At 60.7% G+C, this 17,266-nt stretch carries 14 protein-coding genes; 2 read left to right on the forward strand and 12 right to left on the reverse strand.

The annotated features are described in order from the left end of the window. Window positions 1–301: 301 nt before the first annotated feature. The 8 genes from AC07XB_RS04920 to AC07XB_RS04955 all read right to left on the reverse strand — a co-directional run bounded on the left by AC07XB_RS04920 (window position 302) and on the right by AC07XB_RS04955 (window position 9,914). Entirely contained in the window at window positions 302–928 is a 627-nt protein-coding gene (locus AC07XB_RS04920; RefSeq protein ID WP_492371225.1) for a trimeric intracellular cation channel family protein, read from the reverse strand. After that, entirely contained in the window at window positions 925–2,190 is a 1,266-nt protein-coding gene (locus tag AC07XB_RS04925; protein ID WP_492371226.1) for a M20 family metallopeptidase, read from the reverse strand. Before AC07XB_RS04925 ends, AC07XB_RS04920 begins: the two co-directional genes overlap by 4 nt. A 75-nt stretch (window positions 2,191–2,265) precedes the next feature. Then, window positions 2,266–3,783, reverse strand: coding sequence for an MFS transporter (locus AC07XB_RS04930; protein WP_492826701.1), 1,518 nt, complete (start codon window positions 3,781–3,783; stop codon window positions 2,266–2,268). A 118-nt stretch (window positions 3,784–3,901) separates the two neighbouring features. Next, complete coding sequence (locus tag AC07XB_RS04935) at window positions 3,902–5,542, reverse strand: GMC family oxidoreductase (protein ID WP_174425939.1); 1,641 nt, start codon at window positions 5,540–5,542, stop codon at window positions 3,902–3,904. Then, window positions 5,535–6,071 (reverse strand): sugar dehydrogenase complex small subunit, encoded by a 537-nt coding sequence (locus AC07XB_RS04940; RefSeq protein WP_492371229.1) that lies wholly within the window; start codon window positions 6,069–6,071, stop codon window positions 5,535–5,537. The genes AC07XB_RS04935 and AC07XB_RS04940 overlap by 8 nt, the downstream gene beginning before the upstream one ends. A 64-nt stretch (window positions 6,072–6,135) precedes the next feature. Further along, on the reverse strand, window positions 6,136–7,314 hold the full coding sequence (locus AC07XB_RS04945) for a porin (RefSeq protein WP_492371230.1): 1,179 nt from the start codon (window positions 7,312–7,314) through the stop codon (window positions 6,136–6,138). Window positions 7,315–7,393: 79 nt separating this feature from the next. Then, window positions 7,394–8,752, reverse strand: a complete 1,359-nt coding sequence (locus AC07XB_RS04950) for a c-type cytochrome (protein ID WP_492826699.1) — start codon at window positions 8,750–8,752, stop codon at window positions 7,394–7,396. 466 nt (window positions 8,753–9,218) lie between these two features. Then, window positions 9,219–9,914, reverse strand: coding sequence for a VIT1/CCC1 transporter family protein (locus tag AC07XB_RS04955; protein ID WP_416052661.1), 696 nt, complete (start codon window positions 9,912–9,914; stop codon window positions 9,219–9,221). A gap of 311 nt (window positions 9,915–10,225) precedes the next feature. Here AC07XB_RS04955 and AC07XB_RS04960 point away from each other — a divergent pair, with 311 nt between their 5' ends. After that, window positions 10,226–11,455 carry a cytochrome C gene (locus AC07XB_RS04960; RefSeq protein WP_492826697.1) on the forward strand — a complete coding sequence of 410 codons (1,230 nt, stop codon included), beginning with the start codon at window positions 10,226–10,228 and terminating at the stop codon, window positions 11,453–11,455. Between the two features lie 109 nt (window positions 11,456–11,564). After that, window positions 11,565–12,128: a c-type cytochrome gene (locus tag AC07XB_RS04965; RefSeq protein WP_492826775.1), complete on the forward strand. Its 564-nt coding sequence runs from the start codon at window positions 11,565–11,567 to the stop codon at window positions 12,126–12,128. Between the two features lie 171 nt (window positions 12,129–12,299). Here AC07XB_RS04965 and AC07XB_RS04970 read toward each other — a convergent pair whose 3' ends face one another. The 4 genes from AC07XB_RS04970 to hpnI (AC07XB_RS04985) all read right to left on the reverse strand — a co-directional run bounded on the left by AC07XB_RS04970 (window position 12,300) and on the right by hpnI (AC07XB_RS04985) (window position 16,940). Continuing rightward, window positions 12,300–13,163, reverse strand: a complete 864-nt coding sequence (locus AC07XB_RS04970; protein ID WP_492826695.1) for a hypothetical protein — start codon at window positions 13,161–13,163, stop codon at window positions 12,300–12,302. Window positions 13,164–13,198: 35 nt separating this feature from the next. Beyond that, the gene (locus AC07XB_RS04975; RefSeq protein WP_492826773.1) at window positions 13,199–14,185 is read right to left on the reverse strand and encodes a lysylphosphatidylglycerol synthase domain-containing protein; all 987 of its coding nucleotides are present in this window, start codon (window positions 14,183–14,185) and stop codon (window positions 13,199–13,201) included. A 117-nt stretch (window positions 14,186–14,302) separates the two neighbouring features. After that, window positions 14,303–15,538 carry a bacteriohopanetetrol glucosamine biosynthesis glycosyltransferase HpnI gene (gene hpnI, locus AC07XB_RS04980; protein WP_492826693.1) on the reverse strand — a complete coding sequence of 412 codons (1,236 nt, stop codon included), beginning with the start codon at window positions 15,536–15,538 and terminating at the stop codon, window positions 14,303–14,305. Window positions 15,539–15,656: 118 nt separating this feature from the next. Next, the gene (gene hpnI / locus AC07XB_RS04985) at window positions 15,657–16,940 is read right to left on the reverse strand and encodes a bacteriohopanetetrol glucosamine biosynthesis glycosyltransferase HpnI (protein ID WP_492826691.1); all 1,284 of its coding nucleotides are present in this window, start codon (window positions 16,938–16,940) and stop codon (window positions 15,657–15,659) included. Window positions 16,941–17,266: the final 326 nt, after the last annotated feature.

Raw genomic sequence — 17,266 nt, forward strand, 5'->3', positions numbered from 1 at the left:
CGTGCCAAGGAAATTCAGTACTCAAGTCGTGCATGCGCGATCGGCAATTTGCTCGCGAATCGTCGGAAGCACGGCCTCCTTGTCAAACCATCCCTTGCGCACGTTCCCGCAGATCTACGCAAGACAGACTCCTCGTTTGTCAGTGCCCAGCGAACACGCGGTGATCGGAGGGGGGAGGGCGAGGATCGTGTCCGTCCACATCACCTGTCGCGAGCGCGATCCAGTCACACGCCCATCACGCGAATGGTCGGTCAAGTGCGGCGCTTGCGTCTACACGGTTGGCGTCGGACGCTCTCGCTGACTACGCGGCGTCCGTCTTATGAAAAACTGGAAGGCTCCAGGAATAGCGCAGGGCAAGTAGGCGGATTGCGAAGCAGATCGACGCCGCAAACCAAGGCGTAACTGCCACCCTCCATTCCATGAATTGTCCAAGAACTTGTATGGCTGCGCCGACCAGTGCGGCGAGTGCATAGATTTCTTTCTGCAGGATGATCGGCACGCGATTGAGCACCACATCTCTCGCCATGCCGCCGCCGACAGCGGTCACCATGCCGAGCACGATGGCCACCTCGATGTTGTGGCCAAGCAGCAGCGCCTTGTGTGCGCCAACGACCGCAAAGAAACCCAGTCCAAGCGAGTCAAAAAAAACGACAGGATGCTTGAGGTAGTCAACGATTGGACGCGCCCAGATTGCCATTGCCGAGGCAAACACCGAGGTCGCGAGATACCGCCAATCTGAAATGCCCACCGGCGGTAACGAGCCCAGGCAGAGATCCCGAACGATTCCTCCGCCACAGGCTGTCATGTAGCTGATCGCGACGACACCGAACAGATCGAGGCGCTTCTGTTCAGCGGCAAGAGCACCGCTGACTGCAAAGGCGAAGGTACCAAACAGGTCGACCACGACAAAGAGACTGTGTTCCATCATGGCGCTTGATGACCGCAAAGCCAGGCAGACGCAGCTGTCAACATGGCCTGCAGCCCCGTTTCCAGAGTCGGGTGGATGATCGGTGCAAACTTGGGCGAATGATTGCTAGGTATCTTATTGATTTGCTTTTCCTTCTTGGCCTGTGCATACACACTGGGGTCGGTGCCGCCGACGAACCAGAAAACGTATGGCACATTCCACGTACGCCCGAAGATGCTGAAGTCCTCGCTTGCCGACGCCGGAGAAGTCTCGAAGGCCTTGTCGCCAAACTGTGCTTTGAAGGCTGCCGCGATCTTCTGGGTCGATGCATCGTCGTTTTCGGTTAGCGGGTAACTGCTGAGCGTGGTGAACTCGGGCGGCCGCTCGGCATTGGAGGCATCGCACTCGGCGCAGCAAATTCGCTTGACGGATGACAGCATGTACTCGCGCACATCTTCGTCGAAGGTGCGCATATTGAGCTTGATCGTGGCATCGTCGGGAATGATGTTCTCCTTGGTGCCGGCCTGCAGCGAGCCAATGGTCAACACTGCATTGTCCAGTGGCGAGATTTCACGCGAAACGATGGTTTGCAGGCGCAATGTGGTGGCGGCAGCCATGATCACCGGATCGATGGCGGTCTGCGGTTGTGAGCCATGTGACCCGCGACCGAATAGTTTGATCTTCAAGCTGTCACCGGCTGACAGGATGACACCTGGGCGGTAGCAGACCGTTCCACTCAGTCCTACCATCACGTGCTGCCCCAAGATAATGTCAGGCTTGGGGAAGCGCCCCTCCCCCCAATCCTGAACCATGCTCGCTGCACCCCGGCCCACTTCCTCGCCGGGCTGGAACACGAGCATGACAGTGCCTTTCCAGGCGTCGCGATGTTCTGCAAAAATGCGCGACACCCCCATCAGCCAGGTCACGTGCAGGTCGTGCCCGCAGGAGTGGGCCACGCCTACCTCCACACCATCTTCATCTTTTGCCTTGACGGTACTGGCATAGGGCAAGCCGGTATTCTCCGCCATGGGTAGTGCATCCATGTCGGCACGCAGCATCACGGTAGGGCCTTCGCCATTGCGCAACACGCCAACGACGCCTGTGACGCCCACCGCGCGCGTCACCTCGTAGCCCAGCGTTTCGATGTAATCGGCCGCGAGCTTGGCGGTGCGAACCTCTTGCATCGACAGTTCTGGGTGCTGGTGGATATCCTCGTAGATCGTTTCGAGTTCCGCCAGCAGCTCTGCGCCGCAGGTAGTCAGGGCTTGGATGAGCGGATTCATGGCAACCTCCAGATCGTGAATATGTAGGATGCCTCATGCCATCGCGCTAGCGGCTAGCAGGGGCATGTGATCACTTCATCGCAGCGCATGCTGGACAACGGCTATTGCGGCAATGACAACGCAGGTGAATGCCAGCAGCGCAAACAGATTGCTGGTGGAAACTAGCGTCGCCTGCTGGTCGATCAGTTGCGACAACCGTGCAAGCTCGGTCTGGTCGATCCCCTGTGGGAAGTCAAACGGCGTCACCTTGGCAATCAGTTGCGTGCGGGCCAGGACCTCGCCAAATTGCAGCCAGAGGCTTGCAAGTCCTGTTCCTCCTGCTGAGGCGATCTGTCGCACGATGTTCTTGAACTGGTAGCCATGGGCGAAATCGTCCACGTTAAAGTCCGCCCACGTCAGGCCTGCTACCAGCATCAGGATGAACGGAACCGTTAGGCTCTGCATGGCGAGCGCGGGCAGAAGCACCGCAATGGATGCGCCAGGCATCATGCGCTGAGAGAGCAGCCAGGCGGAACCCGCGAACAACAGATAGCCAATCGCGATATAGCGCCTTGTCCCGACCAGTAGCGTGCTGCCGAAAGTGAAGGCCATGGCTGCGGCAAAGCCGATCAGGCCAGTTGTTGTCAGTACCGTGCCGGTGGTCTGGAATGTGAAACCTAGCCCGCCCTGTAGCATTGTGGACACCACATAGGTCCACAGCCCGTTCAGGAAGTAATAAATCGCGTAAAAGGTCAGCCCGACCAGAAAGCGGCGACCTAGCAGCAGCTTGGGGTCAAGCCAGGGGTCGGGATGCCCGTGCAAGTGAGCGAAGGCAACTGCGAAGAAGATCAGGCCGACAATCGGGGTCAGGACAACCGAGGGCGAGCTGGTCAGTTCATAGAAGCGCAGGTCGCCCAGTCCGTGCAGCAGAACTAGCGCACCGGCGCCGAGCAGGACGACCGTCACCCAGTCCATGTCCTGGACATCGACCTCCCATGGCGCACGTGTGGCGGTAAGCCGCTTCGGATAGGTCGCCAGCACAAAGATCAGCGTCAGCAACGCGATCCCCCCCTGCAGAACAAAGACCATCTGCCAGTCCGCACTTTCTACGAGTTTTGCCGTAATCCATGGAGCCAGGGCGACCAGGCCCATGGAGCCAATACTGAAGCCGATAAAGAGCGGGCGCCGCTCCTCGCGCGCCGCAGCGATCTGAATGATGATGCGCGAAGCGGCAAACAGGCCCCCCGCCCCGAACCCCTGGACGGCACGCGCAAGGCTCAATTCCAGCGAGTTTCGAGAGAGTGCGCACAACACCGCGCCGAAGCCGGCTATTGCCAGGCCCGCAAGTGTGAAACCACGATAACTAATGTCGCGGGCCAGGCGGCGCAGCATCAGGTTGGCGACTACCGCAGCCGCGGCATAGGAAGTCATGCTCCAGAGGAAATCTTCTGGCGAGGCATGTACCCCACCGCGAATGTGGGTGCCCGCGACCCCCATCATCGCCGACGCCCAAAAGTCGACGCCGGTCGCGCAGCCGAGCGCCAGCCCGATCAGATAGACACGCACAGAGGAGAGTTCCGGATGCATGCTCAGCAGCGGCTTGCTACGCGTCATGGCGGTAGGAGAATCAGCGTGAGTGATTTTTGAATCAATTCACAGAAGAAGCGCACGTTGGTGCCGAAAGGGTACGCCATGACCAGGGTGCGGCTCACTGCCGTGTGCAACAGTCACTTCACCCAGAGGGCTTTGATTGATCTCCATTTGGTGTTGGCCGGCCTGCCTGTTCCGACAGAATGTGTTGGGCTGTCCGCAAGGCCACGGCGAGGCCGTTCTCCGTCGAGTTACAGGTACCTGCGGTCGGTAACACCCCGGTGCTCGCGAGGAACAGGTTTTCATGGTCGTACGTGCGCCCCCATTGGTCGCAAACGAACTTTGCGGGGTCGTTACCCATGCTCAGCGTGCCGCAGATGTGCTGGTTATTGGCGAAATCACCGTCCTTGCTTTGGCGCAGATTTGTGCCCCCCATCAGTTCTGCAACCCGCTTGAAATCATCTTTTGAACGTTCGGCTCCCCGGCGTGTGTAGTCGTCGATGGAATAGTGAGCCTGGGGTTTCGGGATACCCATGGCATCTTTCTGGTCGCTCAGGGTAATCCGATTTTCCGGGTGCGGAAGCACTTCCAGGACGTTCTTCAGGCTCATCTCCCGTGCCGCGCTGTAGCGCAAACGCTGTTCGAATTCCACGCCATAGACTCCCGCGCTGATCAATGCTCTCGTGGTGCCATCGACGCGGGAGATATTCGTGAAGTCCAGCCGGTATGGGGCGTGCTCGGAACGGAAGGCGCCATCGCGCAGGGTGTTGATGGAGGTGGGGCTCTGTGGTCCCCGTCCCAGCCACAGGTCTTCATCGGCGTCGAATGTGAGCGAGGTGCTCGGGTGATCCATCAGGTTCCTGCCGACCATGTCGCTGCTGTTCGCCAGGCCCTTGGGGAACTTGTCGCTCGCCGAGAGCAAGAGCAGCCTTGGGCTTTCGATCCCGTTGGCCGCGACGACAAAGATCTTGCCGGTGACACGATGAGATCGCTTGTCCGGATCATAGTACAGGGCTGCGGTGATTCGCCCTTTGTCGTCGTGCTCCAGCTTGTAGACGTTTGCACTTGTCAGGATGGTGACGCCAGCAGCCTCCGCCGAGGCTGCGGCGACGCCGCCATTGTATTGCGCGTCGATCGGGCAGATCGGCTGGCAACTGTTATTGCCGCAACACGGCGGTCTGCCGTCGTAGGTTCGGCTGTTGCGCGCTGTGGTGTTGCTGACCACTTCATAGGCGGGGGCGAGCCGCTCCCGAATCCGGCGCATGGCCCATGCTTCCGCTACTGGCTCCATCGGAAACGGTTTGGTGCGTGGCGAGCCGGTATTGGGCGCTCCCGACACGCCCATGATTTCTTCCGCTTCCTGGTAGAACGGCTCGAGCTCTTCATAGGTGATAGGCCAGTCGACTCCGACGCCATACAAACTCTGTATCCGGAAGTCGTTCGGTACGTTGCGCCAGGCTTGTGCCGCCCAGTGCCAGGTGCTGCCACCGTAGATCCGCATGTATTCAGCGGGATATGGGTAGGGTCCGGCTTGAATCAGATGCCCATTGTCCTTAGGCTGGTAGATCGGGTGTGGTGCCCATGGGGCGGGCGGATAGGGCGACAGCCAGTCGCTCCTGCGCGTGGAGTTCCGGAATCGTGCAACGATTTCGGCGCGAGTGATACGCGGCCCCGCCTCCAGGATCAGTACGGAGGCGCCACTCTTGACCAGTTTTCGCGCGGTCAGCGAACCGATGATTCCCGATCCAATGACGACAAAATCAGCAGATGACTGGTCAGCCATTCTTCGCTCCTGCGTTCGGCTTCGCTGCCCAGCTGCCATAGACGCCAAAACAGTAGGTCGGGGGTTTCAAGACATCCGAGACGATGACGGCATTGAGTGCGTTTTCATAGGCGATAGTCCGCACGTTGTCGCCACTGCCAACCATGCCCATGAACCACGCCGTCGCAATCTTGCGCGGTAAGGTGGCCAGCGGCGACTGCTCACTGTCGAGCACCTGCTGTAATTGAAGTGGGTCGATCTTGCGCTCGTCGATGAGGGCCAGCAACTGGCGGGCCTCCGCGGGGAATTTGGCATCGTCGTCGGTCAGCGCCTGATACAGGCGCTTTGCCAGTGCGCCGTCAAGTGTCTGTCGCCCCGCTATGATGGCGGAGAGCGCGAGAAACGCACCCTGATCGCCATTGGCTACGGGCTGGGCCAGCGCCCAGGGAATCAGCGAGGCTGTATAGGTGGAGAGCAAGCCGGCCAGCAACGCCCGGCGGGCGCGATTTGGCTCAGCGTCCTTGGTCGTTATTTGTTCGCGAGATTCCATAGCGATACCCGTCCAGGAAAGAAATGCCGTCGCCTCCTGCGGAAGCGGTTGACGCCCGGTTTGCTCAAAAATTATGCACGATGCCAAACATGCCAACAAACTGATTGCTGCCAGAAGCCGGCGTACTATTTTGCGAATCGCCCACGGTCGCCGTCGCATTGACGATTTGCGCACCGCCGGCAGCACCGAGCGTCTGCCCGCTTGCGTGCTGGTAGGCCTGCAGCGCGTATAGCGCAGTGCGCTTCGAGAAGTGATAGGACTCCTTGAGCGACACTTGGTGATAGCGGGCGCTATCGGAAATGCCGTTTGAGGTACTGGCGCGCGTGTAGCTATAGCCGACGGCGGCGTCGAACTGCGGGGCGATATCGAAGTGGGCGATGGCGCCGTAAGTGTTGAATACAGCGGTGTCGGTAAATAGCGAACTATTGCCTGGCTTGAACCGCACGTTGGTGTAATTAAGTCCAAGGAGCGCCAGCCCCAGCTTGTACGTAGCCGCCGCGCCAACGTGCTGGACATCATGCGCGGACACAAAGCCGGTAGTGACCGATGAGGAACCATAGCTGCCACTCGCATTGGGATCGAGCGCCCGCACGTTTCCGGTGTTGTACAAACGCAGATAGGCTGCACCGATGGTAAACGGCCCATTTGCGTATTTGATGCCCGAGCTGAAGGAACTGCCGCGCTGCAAGGTTCCAGGTATCTCCCCAAAGGCGTATTGCACGGCCGCGCTAAAGCCGGAAAGTAGCGGGGTGACGTACTGGACAGAATTGTTGAGGCGGACCGTGGTATCCAGGGCGTCGAGATCGCCAGGGTGTGCGCCCGTCGCGCCGGTCAGATACCCAACGGGCCCGATCCCGCCGAGTATTTGGTAATAGGCTGAGTACTGGCGACCTAATGTCAGCGTCCCGGCACGTGTGTCCTGCAGGCCGACAAAGGCCTGCCGGTTAAATATCAGGCCGGAACTGGATTCCTTGCCCGAGTCGATATCAAAACCCTCCTGCAGATCGAAGATGGCTGAGGTTGTCCCGCCGAGGGGTTCGCTACCGCGCAGGCCGAAACGCGAAGCCGAGACATTGCCGCTTCGGGTATAGAAATTGGAGTGGCCTTGCTGATTGTTCGCATAGACAAGCGCATCGTCCACGATGCCGTACAGCGTGACGCTGCTTTGCGCGCTGGCCGACGCGCCAGCAAGCCAGAGCAACGGGATAGCTGTAGCCTTGAGAAAATGGGATGGCTTCATCATCTCTCCAGGTGGCTCCGCAAATATGCCAGTTTCAGGTTGACGGTTCGCCCCACAGCCGTCATGCCGGCCCTGCATCCGCTTAGGTTGACCTTCTGCGCTTGCGTCGGACGACGAAAAATACCAGGCCAATGACCACAAGCAGACCTACCGCCATGCCGGCACGGGCGAGGGCGACAAGATTCGACGGCGCTCCGCCCTGCCGCAGCGATTTGACTTCATCGGCCGTGACGATCACCTTGGGATTACCGTAGCGTTGCGTCAGGTAGGACGCCAGCGTCGCGATCTGCTGGTCGGTGAGTGAATGGGCGAATCCGGGCATCCGCAGTTCAGGCGGATCGACCTGGCGCTGAACGCCGTCCAGTATCACCATGACCAGGTTGTTGGCCTTGGACCTGCCAAGCGCCGCATTGTGAAACAACGAGGGCAACCCTCCGTCAAAACTTCCCTCCGCGTGTGCCTGGTGGCAAGTCGCGCAATGGGCATCATAGAGTTGGGGGCCGCTCATCCGGTTCAGGTCAGTGGGCAAGGCAACCCCGCGAATACTGATCAGATCGTCCGCCTTGGCACCCCATGCAGAGGCTGCACGGGTATCCGCGACATCGTGAATCGGGGGCACGCTCTTCAGATAGATCGCAATAGCATGCAGGTCGGCGTCGTTCAGATGTCTCAGGCTGTGATCAATGGCTTCGGCCATTGGCCCGGCGGCCTGTGATTTATTCACGGCATCACCGGTGCGCAGATAGCCGGCAATCTCCTGCTCGTTCCAACTCCCGATGCCGCTGATCGCATCCGAAGTGATATTCGGCGCATACCACGTCCCCACATCCCCGCCACCGAACTCACGAGCGCTATCTTCGGCCATCATGACATTACGTGGGGTATGGCAGGCGCTGCAGTGCGCCAGCCCGCGGCTCAGGTAGGCGCCGCGGTTCCACTCAGCGCTCTTGCCCGGGTCGGTGCGGAATGGCTTGTCGTCGAGGAATAGCAGATTCCAGGCCGCCATCGACATACGGATATTGAAGGGGAAGGGCAGGGCAGTGGCGTTGGGCGCGGCATCTACAGGCGCTACGCCATGCATGAAATAGGCATAGAGCGCTGCCGCATCTTCATCGGTCACCAGCGCATAGGACGTGTATGGCATGGCCGGATACAGACGTTGCCCGTCTGCACGCACGCCTTTGCGCAACGCGTCGGTAAACTGTGCAAGCGTATAGTTGCCGATGCCGTGGGTTTTCGATGGAGTGATATTCGTCGAAACTATGGCACCCAGGGGCGTTGGAAGCGACAGCCCACCTGCATAGGGCTTCCCGGTAGGGGCACTGTGGCAGGCCACACAGTCGCCTGCCGTTGCCAGGTATTGGCCTCGTTTGACCTGATCGGCATCCACGGTGTCCTGTGCCTCGCTTTGCGATGCATAGAAACCTGAGAGCGAAGCCATCACGTAACTCAGGGCAAGGATAAAGCGAGGCATCCATCGGGTTGAGTGCACGCTGATCGATCTCGCTTCCAAGCGAAGAGTGTAAGCTCCTCAATTCGATTGAGCCTAGTGTAAAGAACGAAACTGTGCAATGTACATTCCTCATTGCGGCGCCCGGTGTGCGAACAGTAGTAAGCACCAAGTGATGCGGACGCACGGCGGACAGGCGGCGGACGCGCGGTTGAGCACTCCCGCACGGACCGGCCTTCGGTTGCCTGGGAACTGAAGTGGCGAGCCCGGAGGCGATCGACGGTAAACGTCTCGAGTCGGTACATGCGGTGATCGACGCGCGAGGCCCGGTGGTAGCCGCTTTGAGTACGCGTTCGTCGACCCACATCGTCACGACGCTGCGCAGTCGGCTTGCGCGAGCTTGAGCGGGAGCCTTTCAAGCGGCGCCTCGAGCTGCGCGCCAGCGGGCTATGGCGTCTCAGCCTATGTTGCCAAACAACAGGCCGATGCCTGATGACACAGCCATGGCCAAGGCACTCCAGGAGACCACGCGGATAACACCCGGGCCGACTTTGGCACCGCCGGTTTTTGCGGCCAGGCCGCCCAGGGCAGCCAGCGATATCAACGCCGAGATGACTATGCACGGGATCACTGCTGATTCGGGGGCAAGCGCTGCGACGGTAGCCGGCAGGGCAGCGCCGACCGAGAAACTGCAGGCGGAAGCCAGCGCGGCTTGCAAAGGCCGGGCAGAGGTCGCAATCGAAAGCCCCAGTTCATCGCGTGCATGCGTGCCAAGCGCGTCGTGCGCCATCAGCTTTTCGGCAACCTGCTTGGCAAGCGAAAGATCCAGGCCACGATGCATATAGATTGCGGTCAGTTCTTGCTGCTCGCGTGGAAAATCGGCGTCGAGTTCAGCCTGCTCCTCGGATAAGGCCGCCGCTTCGGTATCCGCCTGAGATGAAACTGATACGTATTCCCCTGTTGCCATCGACATGGCCCCTGCGACCAGACCTGCTACGGCCGTGAGCACGATATTCTCGTGAGCGGTGTGTGCCGATGCCACGCCGATAACGAGACTTGCGGTCGATACGATGCCGTCATTGGCGCCGAGCACCGCGGCACGCAGCCACCCAATGGCCTCAACACGATGCTGTTCCTTATGTCGCCTGGGCATATTTCCTCATCAAGGGGGTTGGCAGAATCGCCTGGACGGCGGCAAAGGGGAACGCCGAGCGGCTGGCCGCCCGCATCCGCTCAACTTGACGCAGCGCAAGCTTTTGCGTCGAAGTTCCTGTTCAAAGGTTACTTGATTTTCTAGGCTGGGAAAAAGTGCCAGCCTAAGAGCGGAATCCGAGGGGAAGGCGGGGGGACATGATGAGAGCTCACACAAGGTACGCGGTAGAGGCGCTATTGACGCTTGCCTGCGTGGTCGCTCTGCTGCCGAGGCAGGCGGAGGCGGTTCCCGCCTTTGCCCGCCAGACGGGCATGGCCTGCATGGCCTGCCATGTCAATTTTCCCGAACTGACCCCGTTCGGCCGCTTCTTCAAGTTGACTGGCTACACCTTGACGAACAACACCACCATTCCGGTCTCGGCAATGGTGCAGGTATCAAAAACACATACCAGGACCCTTGACCGGGCCAATTACGACTTCCTGCGCGATGGCGACACTACGCTGCAGCAGGCGAGCCTCTTTTATGCCGGCCGCATCGTTGACCATGTGGGCGCCTTTGCGCAATGGACCTACGATGGCATCGCCCATCATGCCGCGCTCGACAACACAGACATCCGCGCCGCGTGGCACTTGACAGATAACGATGTCGACTTCATCTACGGCATGACCGTCAACAATAACCCGACGGTCTCCGACGTGTGGAACAGCACGCCAGCCTTCGGTTATCCCTACGCGTCGAGCAGTGTTTCGCTAACGCCAATGGCGAGCACGCTCATCGATGGCGGGTTGGCGCAACAAGTGGCGGGCGCGTCCGCGTACCTCTTCTGGCAGCGCAGCCTCTATATCGAGTTTGGCCTCTATCGGACAGCTGACCAGGCATTCTCGGTGTTCCGGACCGGACAAGATAGCAACACACCCGGGGGCGTGGCACGCTTGAGTGGCGCGAACCCATATTGGCGCGTGGCGTACAACCGGGAGTGGGGCCCGCACTCCATCATGGCGGGCACCTTTGGCCTGATAGCCAGCCGGTATCCGGACAACACCCTGCCCGGCACGCCCACGGACCGCTTCAGCGACTATGCGTTGGACGCGCAGTACCAGTACCTCACGCTACCCCATGCCTTTACTGCCCAGGCAGCCTGGATCTACGAGAAACAGGACTGGCGCGCGAGCTTTCCCAGCGGCGGCATAGGCGCTGGCCCCACACCGGCGAACCCGACCGACCACCTTACGACCTTCAAGGCCAAGGCGTCCTATATCTACCAGCGCAAGTATGGTGGCACGCTGGCCTATTTCTCGACCACCGGAAACGCGGATACGGGCTTGTACACTCCGGCGCCGGTCACAGGCAGCGCCAATGGATATCCCGACTCGCGCGGGCTGATCTTCGAGCTCAACTATCTGCCTCACCCGCAAGTCAAGTTTGCGGTGCAGTACACGTGGTTCCTTAAATTCAATGGCGCACGCTCCAACTACGACGGTAACGGCAGGAATGCCGGCGATAACAACACGCTATATCTGCTCGGCTGGTTTCTGTTCTGAACGAGCCACCGGCAACATCTGCCGCTGGAGATTTTCCGGGCCTGGTACGACTATGAAAATGACGCTGACCATCCGTGTACCGTTGTTCGCGCTGCTTACCTTTGCAGGCATGAGCATGGCGATCATGCGGGCTTATGGCGAGGATGGCGCCAAGCTCGCCGCCCAGCTATGCGCAACTTGCCATGGCATTCACGGGCGAAGCGAATCGCCAATGTTCCCCCGGCTTGACGCTCAGACACCTGAATACCTGGAGACGCAGCTCAAAGGTTTCCGGGAGCATGCGCGTGGCGAATCGGAGGCGCGTTCATTCATGTGGGGTATCGCGTCACAACTTGACGACGCAACCATCCGATCGCTGGCCGAATACTATGCAGGTCAAACGGCGGCACCCGGTGCGGCCGGAGACACGGCACTGATGTCCAAGGGGCAGACCATTTTCGAGCATGGCGCTCCCGATGACGGGGTGCCAGCCTGCGCGTCCTGTCATGGCGCGCAGGGGCAGGGGGCTGCGCAATTCCCGCGACTTGCCGGGCAGCATAAATCCTATCTGCTACGTCAGATCGAGGCTTTCAGGGACAAGTCGCGCGGCAATGCACCGGTCATGAGTGCGGTGGCACACAATCTGAACAACGATCAAGCCAACGCCGTTGCAACCTATCTGCAATCCAAGTGATTCAGATTCAGATTCGGATTCAGGTTCAGTCGTATCTTGTTTGTGATTGTTGGGTGGGCAAAGGAATCGGACCCGACGGTCATAGGTCGATGACCGATTTGCGCGTGAAGGCGCCAGACTCAAGAACCTCCTGGCGCCTATCCTGGCGCGGTTCTCTCCCAGGCTGGCGGCTCAGGAGAACGGTATTTCGAAGATCCATTTCAGTGTCCAGCGGTCAGCTGCCTGGGATAGCCCGCGGCCTATGCCGAAATTGAAGACCAGGGGGCCGCGACTCACATCGAAAGCAAGATAGATGATCTGCGCCTGCCCAGGCCCCGTGGCTGGATGATTGACGCGGCCCAGATCCGTGTAGTATTCGGCGCCCGCGCGCAACCCTGGCAATACTGTTCGGGCCACCTTGAAGCTAGGGGTTGCGCTGGGGACAGCGCTTTTGTCCGGGCCAGCAAGATCCCATCCCAGCACGGGGTTAAAGGCAAAGAGCCAATTACTGTCCTGATAACCAATGATTGGACGCAGCTCCAGGGTCTTGGTTGCGCTCTCGAATTTCTGTCCGACGCGCGCGAGTTCAACGTTGGCGCCAGCGAAGTATCCAGCGCCATCGACAGTGCGGATTGGCATCCACTTCACGCGAAGCTTTGGACCGGTCACGTAATAGCTGTTGTCTCGCGACAGCATGGTGGGGATGTAAAGCCCAAGTTCCCAGGCAGGCGCGAGGCCATAGGAGAACTCGGCGGTCGCGCGCCAGCCGTGCGGCGTGGTGACTTCCCCGGGATAAGATGGCCGCGAATGGCCGCTTGGCGTGGTGTTCAGATGCAGTTCGAGTCCGAACTCTCCCGGCGCGTTGATATCGCCGGTGTACACCTGGATTTCATCCGGTAGCACCGCCGAGGCCGGTGCGCTGAGCAAACCGAGCAACGCGGAACACAAGCAAAGGGCGGCGCACGAGTGGGACTTGGCGCGCGTTCCGGGCAGCCCAGTTAGTGGCTCGCGGTCACCCTGCCGGGATTTCAGGCGCGCGCGGCGCGTCTTTTTCATGAGTTGGTGCATATTCCGCATCGCTGCAGATCGAGTCAGGAGCGAAGCCGGCCGATGCGGCTGCGCGATTCCGAGATTTGCCAGGCAAGCAGCCCGGGCAGGTAAATCATCAAGTCCCGGATGCGACGGGCACCGGCCAGCGCAATGCAGGTCGTGGGCTCAAGACCCAGCGCGGTCCCGATCAGGACAAAGCCACCCTCCTGGACTCCCAGTGCCGCAGGCACGAAAAAAGCCGCGCTGCTGAGTGCCTGAACCAGGGCTTCGAGCACCAGGGCATCCATCATGTTCACCGGTTCCCCAAGGAAATACAGTGCTAGCCATAGCTCCAGCGCAGTCGCCATGTACTGCAGCGGCTGCCAGAAGAACAGGTAGCGAATGATGACGGCCCGGCGGCGCCAGACAAGCTTGATCGATTGATCGATCCTGGCCGACTGGCCAGTCAGCGCGGCAAATTTGCCGCTGGTCAACCGGCTGAGAGCACGACTGGCCCGTTCGAATGGGCTAGCGTGCTGCACCAATGCGAACAACACCAGCAGCGGCAAGAGCGCGACTACACCCCAGGCGAGACTGCCGGCGAGCTGGAGTGCCTTCGAGTCCGAGTGTGCCGAGAGCAGGAAGCCGATTCCCACCATCGTAAAAATCAGCTGGCTGATCAAGGTCAGTTGCATATCGACGATCAGGCTGGCCGATGCCGTCGACGCGCGCAGTCCCCAGTGCCGCATCAGCCGGAACGAGACGATCTCGCCCCCTACGCGGGCGACAGGCAGCAAGCCGTTCACCGACTCCCGGATCCAGACCAGGCGCAGCATCGAGCCAATCCCGGGCCGTTTCGTTTCTGGAATCAGTGTCTGCCAGTCGCACGCGTTGAACAGCATGGGAAGCCAATGCGCAAGCCCGGCGATAACAAGTCCGCCCCCCGCGGCGCGCATCAAGGAGAACACCTGGCCGGGGTCTTCGTGCCAGACGAGCCAGAGCGCAGCCACCAGGCCGACAAAGGCCGCTATGGAACCGAGATACTTCATGATGCGATTGCCGCTCCTAGGATGAATAGCGTCAATGACGACAGGAGGATCGAAATCGGATGCCGCCGCCTGGCGGGACACAGCTGTTCGTTCCGGACAGGGCACCGGCATCGCGAATCAGTCCTTCTTGATCGGGTGTAGCAGGCCATTGCCACTGACCTCGAAACTGAGTCCACGCCACACCACGCGTCTGGAGAAAAAGCTGGCAGCAAAGATGCCGAATGATAAAAGGTCCCAGATCGGTAGCAGCCAGGCGTCGCGGTATGGCTGGCACATGGCATGGTCGATTTGCCACTTGAGCAGCAGCCTTGCCAATACCGCTGTCAGTACCAGCGCCAATGACCAGGCCGCGCCGCCGGATGCGAGAGTGGCGAGCGCGGAAAAGATCAGAGGATAGGTCAGCACGGAGCCCAGATGTCCAACCGGGTCGATGGTCCGAATCGTTCGGCTCCAGCGCAGCTCGTGTGCCAGCAGTTCGGTTGCGTCGGCTTCGACACAAGCATGCGTGACGAAAAATGGCGGGATCGCGACTTTCTCGCCGGCCTCCCGCACGGCCTTGCCGATGGCGTGATCTTCGGCCAGGTGATGCGCGAATTGCAAGAAGCCACCGATCCTCTCCACGGTCGCCCGGCGCGTTGCGATGGTCTGGCCAAAGCAGGGGCGCGCGAGTCCGAGCGCGAGGCCGGTCACCACACCGGGAACAAACTGATAGTTGGTGGCCATCGCCGATAGCCGAGGCCAGATGCCAGGGGCAGGCCGCCCCCGGTAGAGACAGGTCACGAGCCCAACGTCCGGTTTTTGCAGTTCGCCGACGACATGGCGAAGGTAGCCAGGGTCGACGCCAACATCGCTATCTGCGAACACCAGCACGTCGTGCTGCACCTGCGGCAGCATATTGAGGATATTGCTCATCTTGCGGTTGGGGCCGGACAAGCGGGAATCGCTTACCACCGTGATGTGGGCTTCTGGGTGCAGAAGCCGAAGCTGCTTCAGAATTTCCAGCGCGGGATCGCCTGGGTCCTGCACGCCGAACAGGAACTGCACGGGGCCCGGGTAGTCCTGCCTGCAGAAGCTCGCCAGGTTATCGAGCAGCATCCGCTCTTGGCCACGCAGCGGCTTGATGATGGTAACCGGCGGGAAGCTATCGGGCTCTGCGGGTGCGCGAGCGAGGAACCGCCGGATGAGGACACCCGCCGACGCCATATAGACAATGCCAAAGACCGCGGCGGCAGCGCAGAACAGCGAGAGTCCCGCATGGCTGGCGTGGGCGGTGTGCGGCATGTCTGCGGACGATGCCAGCACAACGGGCAGCAACAAGGCGAACGGCGTGGCAAGCAGTGCAGCACGTTTCATGTTTGACCTTTGTGGCGACGTATGTACCGAAGCCCGTGACGGCCCTGTTGCCCTAAGCGCCGCCGTCAAAGCCATCGAAGGAAGGCATCTGGAGGAAGAGGGTTTTCATGGCGTTTATCTAGGAAATCATGCCGTTAGCAGGCAGTGGCGACGAGCCGTCGTGATCGGTAATCTGTGTCCCCTCGGTCTGCATGGATCGGGGGAGCCCGGCGAAGCCGGCTGCAATGCCAGGCTGGGCATGCGTGCTGGTGACCGGCGGCGGCTCCGCGCCGGGCGGTGCCACCGGCGATGCCGTCGGACGGGCATCGGCCGACGAGGCGTGGTCGTGTACCGACAGCACCTGGTCGCGCCAGCGCACGTGCTGGCCAAACATGGCGGTAGCCCATCCGGCCAGCAGCAGCGTATCGCGCAGCGGTGCCCGCATGGCCGCGCCGGCACCACCGGCCAGCATGCAGCGCGCCATTATGCCGGCCAGCGACACGCCAAGCACGATGGGCGTGGGTGCCAGCCAGCAGGCGAGTGCCAGCATGGGCCACGTAAAGGTGATGAAGGTGAAGGCAAAGCCTGCCGGATTGAGCGAGCGGATGGTGCGCAGCCAGCGAACCTCGTGCGCCCACAGCGCAGCCAGCTGCGTTTCAGTGACATCCGTAAGGACGATGACGTCCGACAGTACCGTGCGCAAGCCTTGGTGGCGGGTCAGTTCGCCCAGCCAGAAGTCGTCTGCAAGCCGGTTGGAGAGTGCGGAGAAACCGCCGATGGCATCGAGCACGTCGCGCCGCAGCGCGATGGTGGCGCCAAATGAGAAGCGGCTCGAGCCAAAGCCATGGGCTACACGTACCGATGGCGCAAACCAGTCGTCGATGAATTGTGCGCCGAGCAAGGACCACAATCCGCCCGCCGGTCGGCCCCGGTACAAGCAAGTCACCACGCCAACCGTGGCATCGGACAGCGGCGCTGTGACGCGGGCCAGGTAATCCGGTTGCACCGCGATGTCACTGTCGGCCACGACCAGCCATGTATAGCGTGCCTGCGGCAGCAGGTTGATCAGGTTGCTGACCTTGAGATTGCTACCGTGCACGCGAGGATCGATCACCAGGACGATATCGCAATCCGGGAATTCCGCTTGCAGGCGTTCCACCACGGCGATGGCGGCATCGTCTGCCGCGCGCACACCGAACACCAGCTGGAACGCCGGATGCTGTTGCCGGCACAGGCCGGCGAGGTTGTCATAGAGCCGGGGGTCGGCGCCGCACAACGGCTTCAGTACGCTCACCGGGCGCAGGCCGGTGCTTTCCGGATCGTGGCTGGCAGCCGGTGGCCGCCATGCTGCCCAGGCCGCAGTAGCGGCATACCCGGTCACCAGGCACGCCAGCACGGTGTAGGCAAGCACGCCCCAATTCATCTGGAGAAGCCCTTGGCAGCGACGCTGGCCTGGCCCTGCGTTTCGGGTGCATTGCCAGTGGCCCGCTTACGAAGACACGGGCGGGCGACGTCGCGCAGGCAGATGACGGGAGCTGCAGGCTCCTCGTACCGGAAGCCACTGAACTGGGAAGACATCATTTGCATGGGCTACTCCCGATTCATTCACCGTGGTCCGCGCACGTCGATTCCGATGAGGCTCAATCATACGGTACTGGAAAGAAAGGCACTCTGCCTGATCAGGAAAATTATGGAGGGCATTGAAATGAAAACGTAAGGTTCTCGCCCCAATTATCTGCAGTTATTGAC

Source organism: Cupriavidus sp. GW821-FHT02F09, assembly GCF_059421605.1.

Bases quoted from the DNA above. Each gene is read 5' to 3' on its own strand.
- AC07XB_RS04920 (WP_492371225.1), bottom strand. From the start codon at position 928: ATGATGGAACACAGTCTCTTTGTCGTGGTCGACCTGTTTGGTACCTTC.
- AC07XB_RS04925 (WP_492371226.1), bottom strand. From the start codon at position 2,190: ATGAATCCGCTCATCCAAGCCCTGACTACCTGCGGCGCAGAGCTGCTG.
- AC07XB_RS04930 (WP_492826701.1), bottom strand. From the start codon at position 3,783: ATGACGCGTAGCAAGCCGCTGCTGAGCATGCATCCGGAACTCTCCTCT.
- AC07XB_RS04935 (WP_174425939.1), bottom strand. From the start codon at position 5,542: ATGGCTGACCAGTCATCTGCTGATTTTGTCGTCATTGGATCGGGAATC.
- AC07XB_RS04940 (WP_492371229.1), bottom strand. From the start codon at position 6,071: ATGGAATCTCGCGAACAAATAACGACCAAGGACGCTGAGCCAAATCGC.
- AC07XB_RS04945 (WP_492371230.1), bottom strand. From the start codon at position 7,314: ATGATGAAGCCATCCCATTTTCTCAAGGCTACAGCTATCCCGTTGCTC.
- AC07XB_RS04950 (WP_492826699.1), bottom strand. From the start codon at position 8,752: ATGGCTTCGCTCTCAGGTTTCTATGCATCGCAAAGCGAGGCACAGGAC.
- AC07XB_RS04955 (WP_416052661.1), bottom strand. From the start codon at position 9,914: ATGCCCAGGCGACATAAGGAACAGCATCGTGTTGAGGCCATTGGGTGG.
- AC07XB_RS04960 (WP_492826697.1), top strand. From the start codon at position 10,226: ATGGCCTGCATGGCCTGCCATGTCAATTTTCCCGAACTGACCCCGTTC.
- AC07XB_RS04965 (WP_492826775.1), top strand. From the start codon at position 11,565: ATGAGCATGGCGATCATGCGGGCTTATGGCGAGGATGGCGCCAAGCTC.
- AC07XB_RS04970 (WP_492826695.1), bottom strand. From the start codon at position 13,163: ATGAAAAAGACGCGCCGCGCGCGCCTGAAATCCCGGCAGGGTGACCGC.
- AC07XB_RS04975 (WP_492826773.1), bottom strand. From the start codon at position 14,185: ATGAAGTATCTCGGTTCCATAGCGGCCTTTGTCGGCCTGGTGGCTGCG.
- hpnI (WP_492826693.1), bottom strand. From the start codon at position 15,538: ATGAAACGTGCTGCACTGCTTGCCACGCCGTTCGCCTTGTTGCTGCCC.
- hpnI (WP_492826691.1), bottom strand. From the start codon at position 16,940: ATGAATTGGGGCGTGCTTGCCTACACCGTGCTGGCGTGCCTGGTGACC.